Source organism: Clostridium sp. LXY-7 (genome assembly GCF_056172015.1).
In genome coordinates, this window is sequence record NZ_JBLLJL010000002.1 from 199,533 (window position 1) to 219,224 (window position 19,692).

The 19,692-nt window shown below is 30.6% G+C and carries 23 protein-coding genes; 15 read left to right on the forward strand and 8 right to left on the reverse strand.

Translation table 11 applies throughout. The features are described from left to right. Positions 1–6: 6 nt before the first annotated feature. Entirely contained in the window at positions 7–867 is an 861-nt protein-coding gene (locus tag ACI48Q_RS08005; RefSeq protein ID WP_474918559.1) for a DUF421 domain-containing protein, read from the reverse strand. 12 nt (positions 868–879) lie between these two features. Next, positions 880–1,086: a DUF1657 domain-containing protein gene (locus ACI48Q_RS08010; RefSeq protein ID WP_474918560.1), complete on the reverse strand. Its 207-nt coding sequence runs from the start codon at positions 1,084–1,086 to the stop codon at positions 880–882. A 250-nt stretch (positions 1,087–1,336) separates the two neighbouring features. Between ACI48Q_RS08010 and ACI48Q_RS08015 the strand changes: the two genes are divergently transcribed. Then, complete coding sequence (locus ACI48Q_RS08015) at positions 1,337–1,540, forward strand: DUF1657 domain-containing protein (protein ID WP_474918561.1); 204 nt, start codon at positions 1,337–1,339, stop codon at positions 1,538–1,540. Positions 1,541–1,843: 303 nt separating this feature from the next. On the opposite strand, the gene ACI48Q_RS08020 is transcribed toward ACI48Q_RS08015, so the two are convergent. Together ACI48Q_RS08020 and ACI48Q_RS08025 are read right to left on the reverse strand one after the other, a co-directional pair. After that, on the reverse strand, positions 1,844–2,368 hold the full coding sequence (locus ACI48Q_RS08020) for a CDP-alcohol phosphatidyltransferase family protein (protein WP_474918562.1): 525 nt from the start codon (positions 2,366–2,368) through the stop codon (positions 1,844–1,846). Positions 2,369–2,417: 49 nt separating this feature from the next. Then, on the reverse strand, positions 2,418–3,116 hold the full coding sequence (locus ACI48Q_RS08025; protein WP_474918563.1) for a TVP38/TMEM64 family protein: 699 nt from the start codon (positions 3,114–3,116) through the stop codon (positions 2,418–2,420). 181 nt (positions 3,117–3,297) lie between these two features. Between ACI48Q_RS08025 and ACI48Q_RS08030 the strand changes: the two genes are divergently transcribed. Continuing rightward, positions 3,298–3,987, forward strand: coding sequence for a response regulator transcription factor (locus ACI48Q_RS08030; RefSeq protein WP_474919505.1), 690 nt, complete (start codon positions 3,298–3,300; stop codon positions 3,985–3,987). After that, on the forward strand, positions 3,980–5,308 hold the full coding sequence (locus ACI48Q_RS08035; protein WP_474918564.1) for a histidine kinase dimerization/phospho-acceptor domain-containing protein: 1,329 nt from the start codon (positions 3,980–3,982) through the stop codon (positions 5,306–5,308). The genes ACI48Q_RS08030 and ACI48Q_RS08035 overlap by 8 nt, the downstream gene beginning before the upstream one ends. Before the next feature lie 95 nt (positions 5,309–5,403). On the opposite strand, the gene ACI48Q_RS08040 is transcribed toward ACI48Q_RS08035, so the two are convergent. Together ACI48Q_RS08040 and ACI48Q_RS08045 are read right to left on the reverse strand one after the other, a co-directional pair. After that, a complete protein-coding gene (locus ACI48Q_RS08040) occupies positions 5,404–6,108 on the reverse strand; it encodes a DUF421 domain-containing protein (protein WP_474918565.1) in 705 nt (234 codons plus the stop codon). A gap of 360 nt (positions 6,109–6,468) precedes the next feature. Then, a complete protein-coding gene (locus ACI48Q_RS08045; RefSeq protein ID WP_474918566.1) occupies positions 6,469–6,837 on the reverse strand; it encodes an ABC transporter substrate-binding protein in 369 nt (122 codons plus the stop codon). Positions 6,838–6,987: 150 nt separating this feature from the next. On the opposite strand from ACI48Q_RS08045, the gene ACI48Q_RS08050 reads away from it, so the two are divergent. The 11 genes from ACI48Q_RS08050 to ACI48Q_RS08100 all read left to right on the forward strand — a co-directional run bounded on the left by ACI48Q_RS08050 (position 6,988) and on the right by ACI48Q_RS08100 (position 16,058). Continuing rightward, entirely contained in the window at positions 6,988–7,725 is a 738-nt protein-coding gene (locus ACI48Q_RS08050) for an ABC transporter ATP-binding protein (protein WP_474918567.1), read from the forward strand. Positions 7,726–7,746: 21 nt separating this feature from the next. After that, the gene (locus ACI48Q_RS08055) at positions 7,747–8,568 is read left to right on the forward strand and encodes a hypothetical protein (RefSeq protein ID WP_474918568.1); all 822 of its coding nucleotides are present in this window, start codon (positions 7,747–7,749) and stop codon (positions 8,566–8,568) included. 13 nt (positions 8,569–8,581) lie between these two features. Next, positions 8,582–9,349, forward strand: a complete 768-nt coding sequence (locus ACI48Q_RS08060) for a hypothetical protein (RefSeq protein ID WP_474918569.1) — start codon at positions 8,582–8,584, stop codon at positions 9,347–9,349. Positions 9,350–9,371: 22 nt separating this feature from the next. Further along, positions 9,372–10,067: a response regulator transcription factor gene (locus ACI48Q_RS08065; RefSeq protein ID WP_474919506.1), complete on the forward strand. Its 696-nt coding sequence runs from the start codon at positions 9,372–9,374 to the stop codon at positions 10,065–10,067. 3 nt (positions 10,068–10,070) lie between these two features. Then, positions 10,071–11,495 carry a HAMP domain-containing sensor histidine kinase gene (locus tag ACI48Q_RS08070; protein ID WP_474918570.1) on the forward strand — a complete coding sequence of 475 codons (1,425 nt, stop codon included), beginning with the start codon at positions 10,071–10,073 and terminating at the stop codon, positions 11,493–11,495. 32 nt (positions 11,496–11,527) lie between these two features. Next, the gene (locus ACI48Q_RS08075; RefSeq protein ID WP_474918571.1) at positions 11,528–12,061 is read left to right on the forward strand and encodes a histidine phosphatase family protein; all 534 of its coding nucleotides are present in this window, start codon (positions 11,528–11,530) and stop codon (positions 12,059–12,061) included. Positions 12,062–12,101: 40 nt separating this feature from the next. Further along, on the forward strand, positions 12,102–12,899 hold the full coding sequence (locus ACI48Q_RS08080; RefSeq protein ID WP_474918573.1) for an aminoglycoside phosphotransferase family protein: 798 nt from the start codon (positions 12,102–12,104) through the stop codon (positions 12,897–12,899). A 184-nt stretch (positions 12,900–13,083) separates the two neighbouring features. Beyond that, positions 13,084–13,665: a TetR/AcrR family transcriptional regulator gene (locus ACI48Q_RS08085; protein ID WP_474918574.1), complete on the forward strand. Its 582-nt coding sequence runs from the start codon at positions 13,084–13,086 to the stop codon at positions 13,663–13,665. 142 nt (positions 13,666–13,807) lie between these two features. Continuing rightward, entirely contained in the window at positions 13,808–14,809 is a 1,002-nt protein-coding gene (locus ACI48Q_RS08090) for an FAD:protein FMN transferase (RefSeq protein WP_474918575.1), read from the forward strand. After that, the gene (locus ACI48Q_RS08095) at positions 14,787–15,209 is read left to right on the forward strand and encodes an FMN-binding protein (RefSeq protein WP_474918576.1); all 423 of its coding nucleotides are present in this window, start codon (positions 14,787–14,789) and stop codon (positions 15,207–15,209) included. Before ACI48Q_RS08090 ends, ACI48Q_RS08095 begins: the two co-directional genes overlap by 23 nt. A gap of 48 nt (positions 15,210–15,257) precedes the next feature. Next, the gene (locus tag ACI48Q_RS08100) at positions 15,258–16,058 is read left to right on the forward strand and encodes an EFR1 family ferrodoxin (protein ID WP_474918577.1); all 801 of its coding nucleotides are present in this window, start codon (positions 15,258–15,260) and stop codon (positions 16,056–16,058) included. Positions 16,059–16,343: 285 nt separating this feature from the next. Here ACI48Q_RS08100 and ACI48Q_RS08105 read toward each other — a convergent pair whose 3' ends face one another. After that, a complete protein-coding gene (locus ACI48Q_RS08105; protein WP_474918578.1) occupies positions 16,344–16,874 on the reverse strand; it encodes a CDP-alcohol phosphatidyltransferase family protein in 531 nt (176 codons plus the stop codon). Positions 16,875–17,019: 145 nt separating this feature from the next. Then, a complete protein-coding gene (locus ACI48Q_RS08110; protein ID WP_474918579.1) occupies positions 17,020–17,829 on the reverse strand; it encodes a phosphatidate cytidylyltransferase in 810 nt (269 codons plus the stop codon). Between the two features lie 437 nt (positions 17,830–18,266). Here ACI48Q_RS08110 and ACI48Q_RS08115 point away from each other — a divergent pair, with 437 nt between their 5' ends. Continuing rightward, complete coding sequence (locus tag ACI48Q_RS08115; protein WP_474918580.1) at positions 18,267–19,655, forward strand: APC family permease; 1,389 nt, start codon at positions 18,267–18,269, stop codon at positions 19,653–19,655. The last annotated feature ends 37 nt before the right edge of the window (positions 19,656–19,692 follow it).

The following is a 19,692-nucleotide window of genomic DNA, read 5'->3' on the forward strand; positions in this document are numbered from 1 at the left end:
CACCCTCTAACGTAATAAATATGGTTCCAATTTTTTCATGACTTTTTCTAATTTTTCAGCATTTTGTGAGTACATAGTTTTTGCATCTTCATTGTTACAGTCTAAAGAAAATGATACGAGATCTGCTTGACTTTTTTGAATGCTAGCATATAGCAGTTCTTTAACTTGTGCTTTAGGGACTTGTATCATATCATCAAAAAGATCTAAATATAAGTCTCCAGAAGAATCTACTTGACCAAGAAAAACATTTTCAAGGGTAACCCCTTTGATTTCTAGCTGGGTTGTAAGCCAGCCTTGATTTAATCCAACATTAGTAAGACCTTCATTTAATATATTTCCATCTAAAATAACTGGTTGAGGTTCAGTTTTAGGTGATACTTGTTTTCCTAAATCATATGGGGTAACAGGCTTCTTATCAGCTTTTAAACTAACATTTATATCTCCGGTTGCTTCCATTACAGCAAATTCAACATCGGCTAAGTTAAATGCTTTTTTTGAACGCATTTCTTGTAGAAATTCTTGTCCTGTAATTCTCTCTTTAGATAAGTTATCCTCCATGATTTTGCCGTTTTTAACTAGTACTCTTTCCTTACCATGTATTAGGTTATAAATCCACTTACTTTTCATGGAGGCGTAATCTAAGATAAGAGGCATCAGTGCCCAAACAGCCAGTGTAATTAGTCCAAAGTAAATATTATCAACCATATTTAAAGAAATTAAAGTAATTATAATAGCAATGACGGCATAAGAAATAAAGTCAAAGGGAGTAGCCCTAGATAAGGTCTTCTTCTTCATATATTTTGTTATAACTAATGCTAAAAAAAATAAAACTATTGAATTAAATAATATTATTAACCAAGAATTCATGTGCCACCTCATTTAGTTACCTTTGTATTGGGGTTCCTCAAACTCCATAACTCCTATTCTTTTTTCTAAATCTGTTTTAATTTTATTTATTTCTTCAGATGCCTGATTATAAATAGCTCTAGATTCTTTATCACGTTCTTGTAATGAGTACATTCTTAAAGTTGCCTCAGCCCCCTTTAGTGTAGCCAATGTTTGTTTTACCTTTGAAATTGCAGTCATATAAAAGTCTCCTTTATATTTATTAAATTACTTTATAACTTACTTTAACCAATAAGCTTAACTTTAATTCATTTCTTAATATAGATATTTATTTAAAATAAAGCCAAATCATTAAAGACAAATTACTAAAGTTTAATAAATATAGACTAGATTTTAAAAGGAATATATTTCATTATGAATAAATTGAATATTTAAATTGATTATGAACAAAATATAGTTGCAATAAAAAATTATAAAGGAGGGAATTTTTATGCCAACAGGAACTAAACTTGAAACAGCATTAGCTAGTGTTAAAGGATTAGCTGCTGATATGAAGACATTTTCTTTAGATACAGATAATCAAGAAGCAAAACAAATGTTCAATCAACTTGCAAGTACAATGGAAAGTGTACAACAAACACTTCAATCAAGAGTTGATTTTGTAAAGCAAGAAGAACCTCAATATAATAAATAATTAATATACTCTCATATCTAGTTAAATTAATATTTTATAGATATGGGAGTATATTAATATATAATATAATTTTGAGGTCTTTTAGAATTATTAAACTATGAATTAATTACATAAATAAACTTCCAATATAAAAATTATTGCAACCGTAAATATATGTTGTAGTGTAGGATTTTCATAATTATAGATAAATATATATTATAATAGTGATGATTATTTTAATATATAAAAAGCTATGTAGAAAATATACATTCTGCAAATACCTAATTACTTAAGTTTTATATAAACAAAACTTAGGTAGTTAGGTTATATTTTTTTAAATTTAAATTTTGAGACCATAAGATAAGTAAGGAGTGCCAATAAAATGATTGATAAACGTATAGAAAAAATACTATTACTAGGTGTAGCTAATGAAAATAATGCAATAATAGAACCTGCAACTGTTATGGGAACTCCAGTAAAAATACCATCAAATTGAATTGTGTTATATTTTGCCAATCTATAAGAACCACTGATAATATATGATAATAGAAAACAACCGCCAATTACTTCCATATGATCTGAATCAAGAAAATTATACTTAATAAATACTAAAAAAGCTGGTGCTACTCCGAAGGAAATTAGATCAGATAAGGAATCTAACTGCTTTCCTAAATCACTAGATACATTTAAAAATCTGGCAATTCTACCATCGTATCTATCTATTAAAGCTGCAATAATTATGAATATAGCAGCTAAAAAGTAATTTTGCTTAAAAGTTTCAAGTATTGAAAGAACTCCAAATGATAGATTAGTAAATGTAAGTAAATTTGGTATAGACGTTTTTAACATAGACTCACTCCTCATTAACTGAATTGAATTAATCAATTTCACAAGATCTTTAAACATTTTTATTATATGAAGACTTAGAAAACTTACTTATAAGTTTATCTTTGTAACGTATTCCCAAAATAAATGATACTAGGGATATTAATGATACTATTATGGTTGATATATAATTGCCATAATGAAGATTTGATCCAATACTTACAGATGCTAAAAGCCACGGAAATCTACTAATGAGTAAAATTCCAAAAAACTTTAATGGATTTATAGGTGTTAATCCTGCAACATATATTAAAAAATCTTTAGGTAGTCCAGGAACTAGAAAAATGATGAATAAAATAGCAGAAAATTTTTTACTATCCATAATATCCGCCATCCATTGAGAATTTTTCTTATTTATTAGCTTTTTTATAAGAGGGGTGCCTATAAGCCTAGTAAAGTAGAAAGCTATAATAGCTCCCAACAGAAGCCCTAATGTTGAATAAATTGCACCAAAGGTCACACCGTAAATATATCCACCAGCAACTTGAATTACCTCTCCGGGAATTGGAGCAATAACTGTTTGTAGTATTTGAAAAAAAATGAAAACAACATATCCAAAGCTGCCTAGAGAAATTATATAATTCCTAAATTTATCAAGTGATACAGTCAATTCAAGGATACGTGGTAAATATTTTAACACTAATATAATTGTCAAAAAACCTAATAGTGCTAGCGAAATCTTACAAATTAAAAATTTTTTAGATTTGTCCATAATTGTATAGTCCTTCCTTCTATATTATTTCTAATTAATAGTTTATTAGAAACATCTTAAGATTTGTCTATAATGAATCTTAAGAGTTATTAAGAGTTCTTAAATCATTTAAATAATATAGATTTAAATGATATTGAAGTATATACTTAATAATAAAATGGAGGTAAATTCAATGTATACTATGAAGAATATTTTGATAGCAGATGATAACGAGGAGATAAGAGAAATAGTCCGTGTTTTATTAGAGAGTGAGGGTTATACTGTAATAGAAGCTATAGATGGTGAAGATGCTGTAATTAAAGTTGATGAAAGTATAGATTTAATCATACTTGATATAATGATGCCTAGAAAGTCTGGATTTAAAGCATGTGTAGAAATTCGTGAAAAAACAAGTGCTCCTATTTTGTTTTTAACTGCTAAAACTCAAGATTCAGATAAATGCATGGGATTTTCTGTTGGGAGTGATGATTATCTATCAAAGCCGTTTTCATATACCGAATTGGTTTCAAGAGTTAAGGCGCTACTTAGAAGGTATTATGTATACAAAGGGAAAGAGAGAATTGATCCAACTGGTCCTATTAATATAAATGGATTAACAATAAATACAACTTTAAATGAAGTATCAATAGATGAAGAAGAGGTTACACTGACGGAAATTGAGTATAATATCTTACTGTTAATGGCACAGCATCGGAAAAAAATATTTTCAGCACAAAATTTATATGAAAGTGTTTGGAAAGAACCTTATTTTTATTCTTGTAACAATACAGTTATGGTACATATAAGAAACCTGAGAAGGAAATTGGAGAAGAACCCAGAGAACCCTAAATATATAAAAACAGTATGGGGAAAGGGGTATAGGATTGAATAAGAACTTTTTATGCACTAAACTAGAAATCAAATTAATTCTATGCTTAATATTTTCATTTGTTATATCTACTGTTATCTTCGTTTTATTACAAACAATAGGGGAAAGTATATTAGATAATCATTTTAATAAAATATCCTTTATTGATAATCAAAGAAATCAAGCCATATTTGAGTTCAGAAGATATATATCAGATAACAATTTGACAATAAATGATTATGATGAAATAACAAAATGGGTTAGCAAAGAAAAATACGTAAATCTTTATATTTATAAGGACAATAAATTAGTTTATGATTCTAATAGGAACAATTCAGCTATTGGTTATGGAGAACATGAGGATAGTTCAATAATTTTGCCAAGCAAAACCCTTTATGATATTGCATTTACTGATACGAATGCAAAAATGTATATGGAATGCTTTTTTGAGTACAAGTATTATTATATTGCAAGCTTTTTTGGTATTGCGATTTCTTTTTTTTGTTTTATAACAATTATGTTATTTTTCATAAAAAGAAAAACAACGTATATTGGAATGCTTGAGAGTGAAATAAAAATATTAGAAGGTGGAAATTTAACTCACGAAATTACTATTAATGGGAATGATGAGCTTTCTTCTTTGGCTCAAGGCATTAATGAGATGAGAAAGTCATTTATAGGAAGATTGGAAAGTGAAGATAAAGCAAGGTTAGCAAATAGCGAACTGATTACAGCAATGTCACATGATTTAAGAACACCTCTCACAGTACTAGTAGGATATTTAGATATTATAGAATACAAAAAATATAAAACAGATGAAAATTTGAGGCAGTATATTCACAATAGTAGAGAAAAAGCATATCAAATTAAATACCTTTCTGATAAATTGTTTGAATACTTTATGGTGTTTAATACTAATGATGATGATTTAGAATTAGAGACCTTTGATGGAAATGAACTTTTAGATCAACTACTTGAAGAACAAATTTTTATATTGGAAGATAACGGGTTTGCTTTTGAAATTAATTCTTGCAACACACCTTTTCTTATAGAAGTAAATTTAATTTCGATACACAGAGTTTTTGATAATATTTTCTCTAATATCACGAAATATGGTAATAAGTACAAGTCAGTTAAGGTTAAATACTATATAGAAAATCAATTGTTATTTATTTATGTTGAGAATCAAATAAATAATAGTTTGAAAACAGTAAGTAGTACAGGAATCGGTATGAAAACATGTGAAAAAATTATCGAAAGGCATAATGGAAAAATTGCTATTAGAAAAACGGAAAATACTTTTTCTGTCCAGATTAGCTTAGCTATAAAATTAAATAATCACTAAGTAAATATTTTCGATGAAGTTAATCTACTTTTTTCATTCCTTGATGAGGCCTAAACTAATCTGTACATAAATGGATATGTTTAGGCCTCAATGGATTATTTATATAAAAAAACTTTTAGGTTATCTTTATTATCAAGGGTGGCAAGTAAAACATTTTTTACCTCAGTTTGATATAAACTTTCTAATTTGGAGACAACCCAGCCTTCATCTTTATGAAGTTCTTTTAGCTCCTTGAAATTAGTTTTACCTTCTTTAATAATTGTTCTTGAAAAATTAAAAGGTTCCGTTTCTATATGCAAGGATGAAGGAGTAACCGGTTCGTATTCTGTATGTAAAAAAACAGAAAATTTCCCATTAGGTTCCCAAGTTGCTAATGCTACCTTTTTCATATCATCTACTTTTTTTTCACGTAATTCTTCTAACAACACATCAATTGATATTCTTGCTTTTTTTAATCCCTTATAAAGGATTTCACCGTTTTGAATAATTGTAATTGGTGGATTATTAATAAGTTTTCTAAGAGGCGGAAATTTAAGAGTGCTGAATATTCCGCCAAGATATAGGATAACTAATACAAGTGTTGTAATGAGAGAGCCTTCTAATCCAAGTTTTTCGTCAGACAAGGGATGGGCAATAATATTACCAATTACTATAGCAATAACAAAATCAAGTAATCTTAATTGAGAAATGGCACGTTGCCCTAAGAGTTTTGCAACAGTCAGCAAAAAGAAAAAAGCAACAATAGCACGAAGTATCCAGCTAATGATAGTAAGTGCTTCCTGACCATAAAAAAAGTCCATATAAAATATCTCCTTTATATAAAATATTTAATACTTATGTTATTTTAACCAGTAATTGATGAAAAAATTAGGCTTTGTTTTAATATAATATGTAGTTCTAACATCAACAATCATTTAAAACAAAGTCAAAAATTAAAGAACTAGAGGAATTCATAAATTACTCTGTTAACAAAATACAATGGAGTGATGGTGTTGTATTGTAATATGGTTTGGTGTTAAAATCTCATTTAGAGAGGCTACGGGGAAGCGTATCTATGGAGAATAAAAGAGAATGTAATAGCAGCTGGAGTTATAATTTGAAAGTAAATATATAAATAACAAAAGGCATGAATTAATAATAATACCTTTTATTTCTATTTATTAGTTTTTAAATATTTCTGGATAGAAAGCATTAGTTAATTTTTCTAAACAATCAAAGATTCTGTATCCATATCCCATAAGTTCAGTATATTCAACAGAAACAATATTCTTATTTTTTATAGCATTAACATTTTGAATTGTAGGTTCGGCTAATATTCTATCTACAGCATCAGCATCTACAACAGCATTCTTAGTTGCTGTTACATAAACAATATGATCTGGGTTAGTAGAAATTATATTTTCTAATGATACAGATCCACCTTTTCCAATAACGTTGTCTGCATTTAATACATTTAACATTTCCTTTTGTAATGAAGCATTAGCACCATAAGCGGTAAATGATTCGCCATTATAATTAACTATTAACATAACCTTTTTTCTTTCACCATTAATAGTAAATATTCAATAAATCCCATCAATCATCTACAAAAACCAATCACAAACTTTATAAAATCTTTAAAATTATAAAGTATCATCTAAATATAAATTAGAAATATATATTTGGAGGTACTTATTTTAATGGGAAAAAATATTTTAAAAGTAGAAAGTGTTTCAAAAACAATTAGGAAAAGAACAATAATAAATGATATTAGTTTTAGTGTAAGTGAAGGAGACATTTGTGGTTTTATAGGACCAAATGGTGCAGGGAAAACCACCTTAATTAGATTAATAACTGGATTAATTACTCCAACTAATGGGAGGATATATTTAAGTGGACATGATGTTAATAAAGAAAGAAGAGAGGCATTAACAAATTTAGGAGCTATAGTTGAAGCACCAATTTTCTTTTCATATTTAACTGGAGAGCAGGCACTTTATAATTTGGCAATTCTAAATGAAAATATGTCTAAAGAGGAGCGAAAAGAAAAAGTTGTGGAATCTCTTAAGACAGTAGGTCTCTATGATAGAAAGGATGATAAGGTATCAACTTATTCCTTAGGGATGAAACAAAGACTTGGTATAGCGCAAGCATTACTTAATAATCCTAAAATAATAATTTTAGATGAACCAGCTAACGGGCTAGATCCTATGGGAATGATTGAACTTAGAGAATTAATATTAAACTTGAATAAGAAAAAGGGAATAACATTTTTTATTTCTAGTCATTTATTAGATGAACTGCAGAAGATATGCGATAATCTTGTGATTATCAAAGAAGGAAATTTAGTTTGGAATGGAGCTGCAACGGATTTGTTAGATAGTGCAAAGGGTGATAATTTGGAAGAAATCTTTGTAAATCTAATGACAAAGAAGTAATTGGAGAGAGGTGATTAGGTTATGAAGAGTTTGCTTATTAGTGAATTTCAACGATTGTGGAAGAGAAAATCAACCTTAGCTTGTTTTTTAGCAATTCCAATTATTTTGATAGCTTCTGCAAAATATTATTTAGGGGTTAATACTAATATGGAGGTTATAAGTCCTCAGTTTACTAGCTTTTTTAATTTCCCAGTGGCAGCAATTCAAGAGCAGCTAGTTTTAGCCTTTAATATTATTATGATTTTATTAGTTGTATTATCTGTTACTCAAGAAGTAAGAGATGGATCTCTTAGAATGGTTCTTCTTCGTAGGTTTAAACCTGCTCAGGTATTTATTAGTAAGTTTTTAGTAATAATAGTTACAATTTTTATGTTTCTAGGAGTGTATTTAATTTTAGGATATATTATAGGATTTTTTATGTTTCCTAGATTAGATAGGGTCAGCGTATTTTACTTTAATAGAGCATTTAGTGGAGGAGAACTATTTATATATACTTTGAAATACTACCTGTTAGCATTTTTCACCTTAGTAGCTGTAGCTTCAATAATTTATTTTATAGCAACTATAAGTAAATCAGTGATAATTGCTTTAGGGGTAAGTGTAGCTACTTTATTAGGATTGATGGTATATCCAATAATTATTCAGATGTTATTTTTAAATAGCATAAAAATGGTTAAATATCAATTGTTATCTATTACCCAAATACAGTTTCAAGGTATTGCAATGATGCTTGGTGAAAATAATATGTTCAGTTATTTTAATTTATTAATAATAGCCATGTATATATTAGTTTTCTTTATAGGTAGTTGTTTAATATATGTTAAGAAAGACAATTTAATTTAGGGAGTGAAAATATATGAAGAATATAATTAAAAGCGAATTAGATAGAATGATAAAGTCGAAGAAAAATAGATGGCTTTTTATTATTTCAATAGGCATATTTATTTTACAAGGATTTTTTATAAAAGCTTTTAATATTGGGTTTTATGACCCAAATATAACAACAGCTTTAAACTCATTAAATACACCGCCATTTATAATTAGAGAGTTTCATCTGTTTTTATTATACGTATTTTGTCCAATGATTTTTATTGAAAGTTTTAATCACGAAAATACATCTGGTGGATATAGAATGGTTTTAATTAGAGGATATAAAAAGAGGGATTATATCATAAGTAAGTTAATTAGCTGTGCAATATTAACGGCAGTATTTATGGTAATTACATATATAGTTGGAACCTTATTTGGATATTTATTTATAGATAAGACTGCTGCCACCACTTATTTTAATATGGAAGGAAGCTTTGACCTGGTTAAAGCAGCACTATATAACTTTAAATTCTATAGTTTAGAATACTTAATAGTGCTTGCACTTCTAGGTATTAGTTCTATTATTGGAATTATATCTAAAAACTCTGTTATTGCATATTTTTTATCTTTAGGTATATGCATTGGATCAATTTATATTAGCGATACCTTTGAATTCTTCTTAGGAAGTACAAAGGTTATATTTGATACCTTAGCTAATATGAACAATACTTTTATTCTGTTTTGTATTATAATAATGGTATTAACTAGTGTGTGTTCAATTCTCATATTTGAGAAGAGAGACTACTTAAATTAAGAGTTGGCTTTAGGAAGGTATTATAATGGAAAAAATATTAGTAATAGATGATGATAACGAAATTTTAGAATTAATTAAGGATATTTTTACAGATGAAGGCTTTTTGGTGTATACAGCTAGTAATGCAGAAAAGGCATTAGAACTAATTAGTAATTTACCTAGTATAATTTTGTTAGATGTTATGATGCCAGGGAAAAATGGCTTTGAGCTATGCAAGGAAATTAGAGATGCTGTAGAATGTCCAATAATTTTTATTACAGCTAAGGTTGAGGAGAAGGATATTGTAAAAGGCTTAGCGTTAGGTGGAGATGATTATATTACTAAACCTTTTAGCGTTAAAGAGCTTAGAGCAAGAGTATTTGCCCATCTAAGGAGAGAAAAGAGAGAGGCTAATAAGCAAAATCAATACTTACTTTTCAATAATTTAAAAATCAATTTAAATGCTAGAGAAGTATGTTATTTTGATAAAGAAGTACAATTAACTAAGAGAGAATTTGACATCTTAGAGTTACTGGCATTAAATGAAGGTCAAATTTTTTCCAAAGAGAAAATATATGAAAAAATATGGGGATATGATGCTGAAGGAGATTCCAGTACAGTTGCTGAGCATGTTAAGAAGTTAAGAGGAAAGTTTCAAAATATAGATAATGATTTTGCATTTATATCAACGGTATGGGGAGTTGGATATAAGTGGAGCTCAAAAAAGGAAGGGAAATAGGAAGTGTTTAAAAAATATTCTATAAGAAAACAATTTATATTAACCTTTGCCTTAGTAATACTTTCTAGTATATTTGCGGTTGTTATTACTGTTTCAACATTATTTATAGCCATAAACAGTAGAATTTTAAAAGCTGCAAATTATTATGAAAAAATGATTCCAACCATAGGAGAACATATTAGAGAAAATAATGTAAAGTTATTAAATGGTAATGCTGCTAAAGAGTTAAATGGTTTGATACCAAAAGATGGCATCCAATATAAGGTTATAGATTTATATAATAATAGTAGTTATGGAACCTTAGAAGAGAGTGAAGAAAGTAAAGAAGCTTTAATTAATAAATTAAACACAGTAAACACAGATAGTAAGAATAATGTTAAGAAGTATATACCAATATTAAATGATGTAGGGGAACTTAAGGGGATTGTTATTTTAAAATATGCATTAAAAATAACTTCAGATAATGTTCCAAGGTGGGTAATATCCTTAATTTCTATTATTTCACTAGTATCGCCTTTTGTTTTTATTATATTATTTTCTTATTTATTTGGGTTAAAGCTTGCACGAAATATTAACGACCCCCTAAATAAATTGAAATTAGCATCTAAAAAAATAGAAGAACGAGATTTAGATTTTAACTTAGAGTATCCTTTTGAAAATGAATTAGGAGAAGTTATAGGCTCATTTAATGAGATGAAAGATGCTCTAAAAGAAACTCTAGATAAACAATGGGCTATGGAAGAAGAGAGAAAAGAAATAATTTCAAGCTTATCCCATGATTTAAGAAGTCCTCTTACGGTTATAAAGGGAAAGGTAGATTTACTTTTAGAAGGCTCCTATAAAAATGAAGAAAGAGCTCTTAATTATTTAGAATCCATAAATAAGTCAACGTCTAGGGCAATAACCTTAGTTGAGGATTTAAATACCATAAATAAGTTGGAAAATCCAGAATTTAATATAAACCCTAGTAAAAATAATATTCTACAATTTCTAAATGAGAAGGTGGAGTCACTTAAAGCTCTAGGAGATGAAAAAGTTATTAATATTAAATTAAAGGCTACTGAAATAGCTAAGGATGACACATGGTATTTTGATGGTGAAGCTATTTCTAGAGTTTTAGATAATATTATTACAAATTCAGTGCGATATACAGAGATTGGTGGAAGTATAGATATAGTAGTGAGGATAGAAGGAGACAGATTAAACTTTAACATAAGTGATACTGGTAGAGGATTTAGTGACAGTGATTTAAAACTTGCTTTAAATAAATTCTATAGAGGTGATGTGGCAAGAAATATTAATTCGGGAAATTCAGGGCTAGGTTTATATATCTCCAATATAATAATCAAAAAACATAAGGGGGAAATTAGTATTTCCAATAATACAGATGGAGGGGCCACTGTAGAGCTTTTTATATATAGATTGTAATAATGATACTTTTAAGTTTTATGGAGGGGAAAATGAAGATAGGGATAGTTAGACATTTTAAAGTTGATTATAAGCCTAAGAAATTAATGAATTCTAATGATTTTAAAGAATATGTTACTAGTTATGATAATGCCACAGTAATATATAATGAAACTAATATAAATAGTTATGAATGGGATATATGCTATTGTAGTGATTTCATAAGAGCTATAAAAACAGCAGAGAGTATTTATAATGGTAGCTTAGAAGTTAGTGAGCTACTAAGAGAAGTTACAATGTATCCAGTAAGAAAATCACAACATAAAATACCTAGCTTTATGTGGAGCATTGCCTCAAGGATTGCATGGAAAATAAATCATAAATCCCAACTAGAGACAATAAGTGATACAAGAAAAAGAGCTAAGAATTTTTTAGGACAATTAGATATTGATAAAGAAAATAATATACTTATAGTATCCCATGGCTTCTTTTTACTTACCTTGATTAAGGAACTGAAAATCTTAGGTTTTAAGGGGAATACACCTAAGAGAATAAGAAATGGATATTTATATATACTTGAGAAGTAATTATTTATTATAGCTATGAAAAGCTAGGGGGAAAAGTTCTATGGAAAAATATAGGATTATATCAAGAGAAGAAAATATTTCAACCTTTATACAAAGAAATGAATTAAAGAATATTAAACCAGCAGATAATATAAGTTTTCCAAGTAAAATATTAGATTATTCTGGTACCATTAATGAGGTTTCTTTTCCTCAACAGGGGATGTGTAGCCTTGTCACAGTAATTGAGGGAGATAAGGGAAAATTTCTTTTGAAAACTGCTAAAGGAGTGTATAGAGGAAAGGAATTATACGCTGAATTTTTAGCTATGAGGGCTTTAAAGGATACTAAGATTCCTGTTCCCTCAGTATATAACTTTTTCCAGCAGCAATGCTTATATTATCTTCTAAGGGAATATAGTGAAGGAACTCCTCTTAATATTTTATTTCAAAATAATAAAGATAAACATCAAAGGCTTCCAATGTTAATAGAGATGGGGAAGGCATTATCAGAAATTCATAACCAGTACAAAGATTGGGTTTCCTATGAAAGATTTATTGATGCACAAATATATTTTGCAGAGCAACACTATAAAAATAATACTATAGACCTTGAAGACTTTGTTTTTGAGGGACATAAGGAAGAGCCAAAAGCAGTATTGGAATGGTTGAAGGAGAATAAACCACATAAAGGTAAAGTGTGCTTAATTCACGGAGATTATAGACCAAAGAATATTCTATGGCATAACCATCAGATTTCTTCAATAATAGATTGGGCTTTTTGTGATATGGGAGATCCATATTATGATTTAGCTATTTTCAATGATTATTTCTTAGATGAAGATGAGAGACAAGCTTTTTAAAAAGCTTATGGCATAGAGGAGTTTGATGAAAAGAGGCTAAAATATTTTTGTAGAATGGCTCCATTTATAAATATTTGATATTGACAGGAAAAAATATCCATGCTATAGTATGAATGAATATTAAATTATTCATTCATACTATTTGAGGTTAATACCTCTACGAAATGTAACGGAGGCTAATAAAGTGGAAGATAAAAAAACTGAGATTTTTACTTGTGGGAAAGAGTTGTTCAGCACCAAAGGATTTAAAGATACCAATGTGTCTAACATTACAAAAATGGCCGGTATAGGCGTAGGCACGTTTTACAACTATTATCCCTCAAAAGAGAAGCTTTTTTTGGAGATTTTTTTAGAAGAAAACGCAAAGCTTAAAAGAAATATTATGGAATCCCTTGATCTTGACGAAGAGCCATTAAAGTTGATAAAGCAACTATTTGCGTTGAATATACAAGGCATGTACGCCAATCCTATACTGAAAGAATGGTATAACAGAGATGTTTTTGGAAAAATAGAGCAGCTTTATCGTGAGGAAAACGGAATCCATGCCGTTGATTTCTTATATGATAGCTTCGCGGAACTAGTGAAAAAATGGCAGGTCGAAGGGAAAATGAGGAACGATATTGATTGTGGACTTATTATGGCGTTTTTTACGGCACTTATCAATATTGATACGCACAAAGAAGAAATTGGGATTCACTACTTCCCGCAACTTTTGGATTACTTGGAAGAGTTTATAATGAAGGGGTTGATGGACTGCCCGGAATAGAATTCACAGAGGCAGTCTTTTTTTCTTCAATAATGAATGAATTATAAAATATTCATTCATGTGCTTGCATATAGATAATAATTCACATTAATCTTGACAAGCATAGGCTCACCGGATAGGTGAGTGAAAGGAGGGATTAGCAATGAGCGAAGACGTGGTTGCTCAGTCCATGAACTTTGGAATGGGAACTGAAATAACACATAGAGCTTTCGGCAAACATGCTAAAAAAGCACTAAGGGCTGTCAACGGTGAAGCCGTACGGTTGGAAAAAATATTGAGCCGATTTGCAGCTGAAAGTGAGATAAGCAGGATTAACGAATCCGCCGGCATTAAGTGCGAAAGACTTAGCGCTGACACATATGAGCTGCTATCGCTTGCTGCCCAATTCTCAAGTTGCTGTCAAGGCTTATTCGACGTCACCATTGGCCCATTGGTAAGCCTATGGGATTATAAGCATGCATCCGAAATCCCGGATGAAGCAAGGATAAGACAGGTTGTTCCTTTGGTGAACTATGCTGATTTGATATTGAATCCCTGCGAAAAGACCGCAGGACTTCAAAAATTGGAACAATCCATTGATTTGGGGAGTATAGGAAAAGGATTTGCCAGCGATAAGTTTTTAGAGATATTCAGAAAATACGGCGTTACATCAGCTTTTACGAATATTGGCGGGAATGTGGCTGCTTTGGGGACAAAGCCTGACGGCTCTCCGTGGTGTGTAGGCATCCGGCATCCCCGGCAGGAAAACCGCTTAATTGGAGCTGTATCGGTAGGTGATAAAGCAGTGGTTACATCAGGGGACTATCAGCGATACTTTGTTGATAGCAAAGGTAAAAGACACCATCATATTTTAGATCCGACCACAGGATATCCGTCTGAATCAGGATTGGTAAGTGTAACCATTGTTGCAGATAGCGCCACAGTTGCCGATGCATTGTCTACCATATTGTTTGTAGCTGGGATGAAAAAAGGAGTTGGGATTCTAAAAAATTTTCCTGAAGCCGAAGCTATTCTTGTGGATGACGACTTGATAGTTTACGTTACCCAAGGTCTGAAAGATTGCTTTCAGGCCAATGAGTATATAAAAGCAAAAATCTTGGATTTGAAAGGAGAAAATCAGAATGAAGAGAAAGGGGAAAAGTAAAATGCTAATAACAATTATAGTACTTGTAACTCTTGTTGCAGTGGGGTTAGGAGGTGCATTATTCTTTACTGAGGGGGAACGGCGTGAAGCCAAAAATCTTCCTATTAGCACTGTGGATTTCAAACAGTTAAATGATGGCACTTATATTGGGGAATACGAAGGCGGTATGTACAAATGGAGGGCTAATAAAGTTCAGATAAACGTATCTTCAAACCAAGTTATAGACATCAAGCTATTAGAGCATACGGAGAAGCGTACGCCTGAATTCACGGATGAATTGTTTGGCAGGGTAATCCAATCACAGTCCTTGCAGGTAGATACCATAAGCGGTGCGACTCTTACCTCTAAAGCCTGTCTCAAAGCAGTAGAAAATGCGCTTGACAAGGCACAAAAAAAATAACATGAGGATTGTGCGTGTTTTTCCAAGCGTAATCGAAAGGGTGATGATATGATTTTTTATTTTTCTGGAACAGGGAACTCGCTTTATGCTGCTAAAAATATTGCTCATAGTATTGGTGAAGACTTGATTTCAATATCTGTCGCTGAAAACAACGGGGATAAATTCATTGAATACAGTCTAAGGGACAATGAAATCATTGGATTTGTACATCCTGTTTATGCATGGGGTCCACCTAAAATTGTGCTTGAATTTATTGAGAAACTTAACCTGAACAATTATAGGAGAAACTATGTGTTTTCTGTTGTAACTTGTGGAGGTAACATTGGAAATACCATGAAAGTGATAGAAGACTGTTTGAAGAAAAAAAGCATAGTTTTGAGTAGCGGATTTTCCGTCAAAATGCCAAATAACTACATTATAATGGGAGACGTAGATTCAAAAGAAGTGGAGCAGAAAAAACTTGCTAAAGCGGAAGAAACCTTGGAATATATTATTCATGCTGTTGAACGAAAAATAAAGGGAGAATTTAGGATAGAAAAAGGCCCTCTGCCATGGCTCTTAACTGGAATTTTGAACCCTATGTTTGTCAAAAAAGCCATTGATACAGCAAAGTTTCATGTAGATGATACTTGTACCGGTTGTGGTACTTGTGAAAAAGTTTGTAATTGCAATAATATTAAAGTTCATGAGAGACCACAATGGGGGGCGCGTTGTACCCAATGTTCGGCATGTATCCATTATTGTCCATCAAAAGCAATCCAATATGGAAAAGAAACTGAAAAGAAAGGAAGATATACTAATCCAAGCATAAGCATTGATGAAATTTCAAAAGGGAAGTTATTGATATAAACAATCTTCCCATGTAGAGGTTAAACAATGTTTCTCTTAGACCTCTCACAAAAGGCTGTGATATGGAGCGATAGGGAATATTCCCGTATTTTATGGGCTTTTAGTGGATTAGGGTACAATTGGAACACCAGGGAATTTCCCCATCGTAGTAAACACAGCCCAATAGTCTAACTATTTTTTAAAAATACTTTATTTTATATTTGGAACACCATTTTCTTAAAATTTATTATATGGAAAAAGCCCTATGAAGAGGCGCTTTGAAGAAGCATATTATCTACATTATGCTCATTTTACGAATATGCTTTGCTTATTTACTTGCAGTTCCCGTGACGTCAGATGAATAGCTAATTCCTCAATTGAAGATAAGCTTGCCACGATACAAATCATGTACATTAGAGCAGCAACATTTATGTGGAGAAGAAGTATTGGAAATAAGAATAGAGTTATACCGGTAAATTTATTCCCGTAAGTGTGAAGCATTGCAAAGGTTTTGTATTTTATCAGAGCTACAACTATTGAAACAAACCTAACTATACCAATAAGAATAATACAGAGGACAATATGTGGTGTAAGATTAACTATAGGATAAAGTACAATGAATAATACACCTACCATTATCATATCTGCAATGGTGTCAAGCTTTGCTCCAAAGCTGCTTGTTGCTCCTGTCTTTCTAGCAATAAAGCCATCAATAATATCGCTTAAACCGCAAGAGATATAGATTATGTAAAAGAGCATACTCAATGGTTTAACAAAAAATAAAATTAGAGAAAGGAATATTCTACAAAAGGATATGCAATTGGGAATAACTTTCATCTCACTACCTCACTCATAATTAGAATATAAACAATGTAGATGCATTTTATTTGGAGGCTGAAGCCACATATAAAAAAACAACTATCCTTCAGTTTTCGCAGAAACTTGAAGATTACTTAAATAAGAATATTATTCAAAAAACTTATTATTGTATTGTAAGTATCAATATATAATAAATAAAAGGCGCTGTTAAAATAATGCTATCAAATCTATCTAAAACTCCACCATGTCCAGGAATGAGTTTCCCAAAATCTTTTATATTGTTAAAGCGCTTTATTAGAGAGGCTGTTAAATCGCCAAATTGAGATACTATTGAACCAATAGCACCTGCTATAACACAAATAATTATAAAGTTATTAATATTTACATTAGTGAAGCTTAGTACTACTAATCCATATAAATATGAAAACATGCTTGAACCAACTATTCCTGATACAAAGCCCTCAACAGACTTTTTGGGACTTACTATAGGTGCTAATTGGTGCTTTCCAAACCGCCTCCCAACTAAACATGCAAAGGTATCTGCGCTCCAAGCAATTACAAATACCAATCCTACGAGAATACTTCCATAAGAATTAAAATTAACAATTAGTAATATAAAGGAAAGCATGTAGGAAACATAGAAAAAACTTATAAAAGTTATAGTTGCATTTTTAATATTATCCTTTTTATAAAAAATAATGGAATAAAATATTAGAAATAATAAGAAGAAAAATATATAAGGCCCTAATCTTGAATTTAAATCTGAGATAATTGATACAAGATATATAATAGAAAATACTATTCCAATTGCCCCAAATTTCATATCAAATCCTTCAAATGATTTATAGAATTCAATCAAACCTATTACCATAAGTATGAAGACTGCACAACTAATTATAGCAGTGTTTTTGCTCATAATGATTGCTATTAAAATTGGCAACCCAATTATAGAACTTACTACCCGTTTTTTCATTGTAAGAACCCCCTAAAAAGTTGGATTTATTCATTGTATTCTTATCTTGTGACGCAAGACATAACAAGTATATATTTGAATTATATACCAGTTCACTACTAAATCACAATATATTACATATTTTAAGTTATATGCTCCTATTTTGGTTCGTTTAAAGTGCATTATAATATACAACTGTACATATATTTAATTATAGAATATAACCAAATGGAGTTCAGATATGTTACATAACCTTAATTTCTTCCTACTATATTGATTTAAGTTCAATATTGAAAATTCTTATATTATTTCAATGTTTAAGAGATGGTTTACCAATACCTTTAAAAAGAAAACAATAATTTGAAATAAACTCTAATTACACGAATTGGACAACCTATATTGTGTAATATAAAAGAAGATAGATAAAATTATTAATTATTTAAAGGGGGAGGCTTTTTATGAGTGGTCAGAACAGGCTAGAGCAACTTACGTCAGAAAAAACGGAGTTTAAAAGAGAAATTGGAGTATTTGGTGGAGTCAGCATAATTGGGGGTATTATGGTTGGCTCAGGTATTTTCTATCTAGGTTCATATGTAATTGAAAGAACTGGTATGAATTTAGGACTTTCACTTATCTGTTGGATTATCGGAGGCTTGATATCTTTAATGGGAGGTCTTTGCTATGCAGAACTTGGTGCTGCAATGCCTAGAGCCGGTGGAAGAGCACTTTACTTAAATGAAGCTTATCATCCTTCTGTAGGTTTCCTTGCAGGCTTTACAGATTGGCTCATTGGTGGACCAGGTTCTGTTGCAGCAATTGCAATAGCATTACCTACAGCTTTAAGATTCTTCATAGATATAAATGATATGGGAATAAAGGTTTTTGCCATAGTTCTAATCATCGGTTTAACTACTTATAATTGTTTTGGTGTTAAGTTAGCATCTATTCTGCAGAATGTTTCCATGGTTGCAAAGCTAATCCCAATTGGAATCATCATGTTTGCGGCATTATTCTTTGGAAAGATAACTCCAGATTTATCACTTGCATCAGCTACAGAAGCGGCTTCAACAGGCGGTGGAAACATCTTTACCATGATTGCTTTTGCAGTAGTTGCTTCCTTGTGGGCCTATGAAGGATGGACAAACTTAAATACTGTTGCAGAAGAGGTAAAGAATCCTAGAAAAAATTTACCTTTGGCTTTGATAGTAGGTATTGGCGGTATTACTATACTTTATACATTATTTAACTTTTCAATTTTTAAAGTACTTACCCATGAAGAAATTCAAACAATGATTACGGATGGAAACTTCTACTTAGGAACAGCTGTTGCACAGAAATTACTTGGAAGTGCTGGTGCTATTATTGTAACCATAGGAATGGTTCTTGCTATGTTTGGTTCATTAAATGGACTTATTATGGCTCAGCCTCGTATGTACTACGCAATGGCAGAGGAAGGGCATTTCTTTAAAAGCTATAGAAAACTACATTCAAAGTATAAGGTTCCTACAACAGCTATAATAGTACAGGGAATCATCTCTATAATACTGGTAATGATGCGTAATTTAGATCAATTGACTACCCTTGTAGTATTTACAGGTATGATATTTAATCTTCTTACTGTATTAGCAGTACCAATTTGTCGTAAGAAATTCCCAGAAATCGAAAGACCATATAAGGTATGGCTTTACCCAGTTTCTGTAATTATAACTGCGGTAATTTTCTTAGGACTAGTAATCAATACCTTCTTTGATGATCCAGCTAGTGCAATTATAGGATTTGTAGTTCCTATTATAGGTATATTTTTCTATATGTATTTTGATAAGAAGCTTAAGCAAGAGAACATATAACTATTTTTGTGGTCATTTGTAGTGACGGAATGGAGGT

Bases quoted from the DNA above. Each gene is read 5' to 3' on its own strand.
- ACI48Q_RS08105 (WP_474918578.1), bottom strand. From the start codon at position 16,874: ATGAAAGTTATTCCCAATTGCATATCCTTTTGTAGAATATTCCTTTCT.
- ACI48Q_RS08015 (WP_474918561.1), top strand. From the start codon at position 1,337: ATGCCAACAGGAACTAAACTTGAAACAGCATTAGCTAGTGTTAAAGGA.
- ACI48Q_RS08095 (WP_474918576.1), top strand. From the start codon at position 14,787: ATGAAGAGAAAGGGGAAAAGTAAAATGCTAATAACAATTATAGTACTT.
- ACI48Q_RS08040 (WP_474918565.1), bottom strand. From the start codon at position 6,108: ATGGACTTTTTTTATGGTCAGGAAGCACTTACTATCATTAGCTGGATA.
- ACI48Q_RS08005 (WP_474918559.1), bottom strand. From the start codon at position 867: ATGAATTCTTGGTTAATAATATTATTTAATTCAATAGTTTTATTTTTT.
- ACI48Q_RS08020 (WP_474918562.1), bottom strand. From the start codon at position 2,368: ATGTTAAAAACGTCTATACCAAATTTACTTACATTTACTAATCTATCA.
- ACI48Q_RS08080 (WP_474918573.1), top strand. From the start codon at position 12,102: ATGGAAAAATATAGGATTATATCAAGAGAAGAAAATATTTCAACCTTT.
- ACI48Q_RS08110 (WP_474918579.1), bottom strand. From the start codon at position 17,829: ATGAAAAAACGGGTAGTAAGTTCTATAATTGGGTTGCCAATTTTAATA.
- ACI48Q_RS08115 (WP_474918580.1), top strand. From the start codon at position 18,267: ATGAGTGGTCAGAACAGGCTAGAGCAACTTACGTCAGAAAAAACGGAG.
- ACI48Q_RS08090 (WP_474918575.1), top strand. From the start codon at position 13,808: ATGAGCGAAGACGTGGTTGCTCAGTCCATGAACTTTGGAATGGGAACT.
- ACI48Q_RS08030 (WP_474919505.1), top strand. From the start codon at position 3,298: ATGAAGAATATTTTGATAGCAGATGATAACGAGGAGATAAGAGAAATA.
- ACI48Q_RS08055 (WP_474918568.1), top strand. From the start codon at position 7,747: ATGAAGAGTTTGCTTATTAGTGAATTTCAACGATTGTGGAAGAGAAAA.
- ACI48Q_RS08100 (WP_474918577.1), top strand. From the start codon at position 15,258: ATGATTTTTTATTTTTCTGGAACAGGGAACTCGCTTTATGCTGCTAAA.
- ACI48Q_RS08045 (WP_474918566.1), bottom strand. From the start codon at position 6,837: ATGTTAATAGTTAATTATAATGGCGAATCATTTACCGCTTATGGTGCT.
- ACI48Q_RS08075 (WP_474918571.1), top strand. From the start codon at position 11,528: ATGAAGATAGGGATAGTTAGACATTTTAAAGTTGATTATAAGCCTAAG.
- ACI48Q_RS08025 (WP_474918563.1), bottom strand. From the start codon at position 3,116: ATGGACAAATCTAAAAAATTTTTAATTTGTAAGATTTCGCTAGCACTA.
- ACI48Q_RS08060 (WP_474918569.1), top strand. From the start codon at position 8,582: ATGAAGAATATAATTAAAAGCGAATTAGATAGAATGATAAAGTCGAAG.
- ACI48Q_RS08010 (WP_474918560.1), bottom strand. From the start codon at position 1,086: ATGACTGCAATTTCAAAGGTAAAACAAACATTGGCTACACTAAAGGGG.
- ACI48Q_RS08050 (WP_474918567.1), top strand. From the start codon at position 6,988: ATGGGAAAAAATATTTTAAAAGTAGAAAGTGTTTCAAAAACAATTAGG.